This is a genomic window from Pseudomonas sp. HMWF021 (genome assembly GCF_003061005.1).
Lineage (GTDB): Bacteria > Pseudomonadota > Gammaproteobacteria > Pseudomonadales > Pseudomonadaceae > Aquipseudomonas.
Map to the genome: position 1 here is coordinate 20,858 of NZ_QAIK01000179.1, position 2,197 is coordinate 23,054.

Genomic DNA, 2,197 nt, shown 5'->3' on the forward strand with positions numbered 1-2,197 from the left:
GATGATGGCGGGGCTCGCCGCGACGCAAAGTTCGCTGGTGGCGCTGGCGATTGGTGCCGGCTCAGTGTTCTTCTGCCACGTGAACGACGCCGGCTTCTGGATGGTTCGCGAATACTTTGGCTTGCAGCTCAAACAGACAATCTGGGTCTGGTCGATCCTGCAAACCATTGTCTCGGTGGTGGGACTGGTCGGGACGTTGCTGTGGTGGCACTGGCTGACCTGAAAATCCTCAGGAACAGGGCGCCACGGATTGGCGTCCGACACCGGGCATGCGCACACCGAAGTACGCCGCGCTGACGATGCCAACCGCCCCCATCACCGCACAGAACATCACGCAGATCCACGGGCTCCACGGCATCAGACCGATCAGCAACAGCGGTGTGATACTCGCCCACGCGGCGTAGGCAATGTTGTAGGTGAAGGAAATGCCCGACACGCGAATCCGCGCCGGAAACAATCCGACCATCACCGACGGCACCGCGCCGACCACACCGCAGGCCAGACCGGCGATGGCATACGCCAGCCCGACCCAATTGCCGCCGATGATCAGACAGCTATAAAGCACACCAATGCCCAAGGGCAGCAGCAGGCTATACAGCATGACCGTGCGCCAGGCACCGAGGCGATCGACCAACAGACCTGCAATCACGCATCCAGTGTTGAGGAAGACAATGCCCAGCGCACTGAGGGCGAAGGTGTGGCTGGCGGTCATGCCGAAGGTTTTCTGCATCATGGTCGGCGTAATGACCACGAACACCACCACTGCCGAGGTCAGCACGCAGGTCAACAGCATCGCCGGCAACATTGCCAGACGATGCTCGCGCAGCACCGTGCGCAGCGGCAGTTCGACCCGCGCTTCACGCTGCGCTTCCATGGCCATGAACACCGGGGTTTCGCTCAACCAGCGGCGCAGATAGACACCGATCACGCCGAACACACCCCCCAGCAGGAACGGATAACGCCAGGCGTAGTCGAGAATTTCTGCCGGGGTGAACACTTGTGCGAGGAACGTGGCGGTCAGCGCGCCGATCAGGTAACCGAAGGTCAGCCCGGCCTGCAGAAAGCCCAATGCATAACCGCGATGCCCGGTGGGCGCGTGCTCGGCGACAAACACCCAGGCGCTCGGCACCTCGCCACCGACCGCTGCGCCCTGCAGGATGCGCAGCGCCAGCAACAGCAGCGGCGCGAAATAACCGATCTGTGCATAAGTCGGCATGATCCCGATCAGCAGGCACGGCAGCGCCATCATCAGGATGCTCAGGCTGAAGACCTTTTTGCGGCCCAGACGATCGGCGAAATGCGCCATCAGAATTCCGCCCAGCGGGCGCGCCAGGTAACCGGTGACGAAGATCCCGAAGCTTTGCAGCAGACGCAGCCATTCGGGCATTTCCGGCGGGAAGAACAACTGGCTGAGGGTCAGGGCGAAGAACACGAAAATGATGAAATCGTAGATCTCCAGCGCCCCGCCGAGGGCCGCAAGGCCGAGGGTCTTGTAGTCGGAACGGCTGAACGGCGCCGGTCGGGCAGTGGATTGGGCAGTCATGGCAAAGAACTCTGGCAGGCAAAAAACCAAGGCGCTCATGGTCTACGCAAATCCGCCTGGGGACAACCCGTTAGACCATAGTCATGGTTTTGCAAAACCTGCTCACAAAGCATCGGCAGTTGAATTACTGTTAATGCCTGTCCTGCCAGGTGAGCCGAGCCGGGAACCTTGTAGGAGTGAGCCTGCTCGCGATAGCGGTGTGTCTGTCACCTCTATGTTGAAAGTGCCGACGCTATCGCGAGCAGGCTCACTCCTACAGGAGATGTGTGTTTCGCCTGCTGGATCAAAAATAACCATAAAAATCGAGGTACTCCCTGTGGCCGTTGATATCGAAGATAGCCGCTCCGCGCGCTTTGCCTTGCGCTGTTCAAGCTTTGCCGAACGCTGGTTCCCCGACTCCTGGGTGTTTGCCGCACTGGCGGTGATCATCGTCGCGTTGGCCACGCTGGCCATGGGCGCCAAACCCACCGATGCCGCGATGGCGTTCGGCGACGGGTTCTGGAGCCTGATCCCGTTCACCATGCAAATGGCCTTCGTGGTGATTGGCGGTTATGTGGTCGCCAGCTCGCCACCCGCCGTCAGACTGATCGACAAACTGGCGCGCATCCCGAAAAACGGCCGTTCCGCCGTAGCCTGGGTCGCATTGATCTCGAT

General features: G+C 60.7%; 2 protein-coding genes and 1 pseudogene. 2 read left to right on the forward strand and 1 reads right to left on the reverse strand.

Annotated features, from left to right (window positions below; genetic code table 11):
• A pseudogene (locus DBR18_RS29995) lies at nucleotides 1–223 on the forward strand (GntP family permease); the annotation flags it as partial.
• A gap of 6 nt (nucleotides 224–229) precedes the next feature.
• Here the strand turns inward: DBR18_RS29995 and DBR18_RS25600 are convergent.
• Complete coding sequence (locus DBR18_RS25600) at nucleotides 230–1,543, reverse strand: MFS transporter (protein WP_108592416.1); 1,314 nt, start codon at nucleotides 1,541–1,543, stop codon at nucleotides 230–232.
• 316 nt (nucleotides 1,544–1,859) lie between these two features.
• Between DBR18_RS25600 and DBR18_RS30000 the strand changes: the two genes are divergently transcribed.
• A partial coding sequence (locus tag DBR18_RS30000) for a TIGR00366 family protein (RefSeq protein WP_256588975.1) occupies nucleotides 1,860–2,197 on the forward strand: 338 nt, incomplete at its 3' end.